Origin of the sequence: Pseudoalteromonas sp. SG41-1, assembly GCF_014164575.1 — a bacterium.
In the GTDB taxonomy this organism is placed as follows: domain Bacteria; phylum Pseudomonadota; class Gammaproteobacteria; order Enterobacterales; family Alteromonadaceae; genus Pseudoalteromonas; species Pseudoalteromonas rhizosphaerae.
The window spans coordinates 1-643 of sequence record NZ_JACJFL010000115.1; the positions used below are offsets into that span (position 1 = coordinate 1).

Sequence of the window (643 nt, forward strand, 5' to 3'; positions counted from 1 at the left end):
ACGGGTCTTTGTTTCGTGACAGTTTAACTTCGCCAGAAGTTAATATTGAATACTAAAGTAGATACCAATCAACAAACGTAAACGTTCATTAAATGGCACTGAATGATACTGCTATCATTCTTTTTACTTTTGAAAACTCTGTACAAATACACTGTATTCATACGAATTTTATTATCAGCTTTTCCAAATTTTTAAAGAGCAAGAGATACAAAAACCTCTCAAAATTAAACACACTCTATTCTCAGGCGATTATGCTGCCCGATAAAAGAATATTTATTTTTAAGAAGTAAGTGGTGGAGCTAAGCAGGATCGAACTGCTGACCTCCTGCGTGCAAGGCAGGCGCTCTCCCAGCTGAGCTATAGCCCCACATATGCTGGTACTTATTGTTTGATTACCGACTTCGTTGAAGAAGTGGTGGGTCTGAGTAGATTTGAACTACCGACCTCACCCTTATCAGGGGTGCGCTCTAACCAACTGAGCTACAGACCCAAACAATAAGTGTTTGTTCTCTTTACAATAACAATCATCTGTGTGGACACTACGAACAAATAAGTTCTAAATCGTATAAGGAGGTGATCCAGCCCCAGGTTCCCCTAGGGCTACCTTGTTACGACTTCACCCCAGTCATGAATCACTCCGTGG

Annotated in this window: 2 tRNA genes and 1 rRNA gene; all 3 read right to left on the reverse strand. The window is 40.6% G+C overall.

Annotation, left to right across the window (positions count from 1 at the left end):
* Window positions 1–291: 291 nt before the first annotated feature.
* A tRNA-Ala gene (locus H5203_RS22520) sits at window positions 292–367 on the reverse strand.
* Window positions 368–413: 46 nt separating this feature from the next.
* A tRNA-Ile gene (locus H5203_RS22525) sits at window positions 414–490 on the reverse strand.
* 76 nt (window positions 491–566) lie between these two features.
* Window positions 567–643, reverse strand: a 16S ribosomal RNA gene (locus H5203_RS22530); the annotation flags it as partial.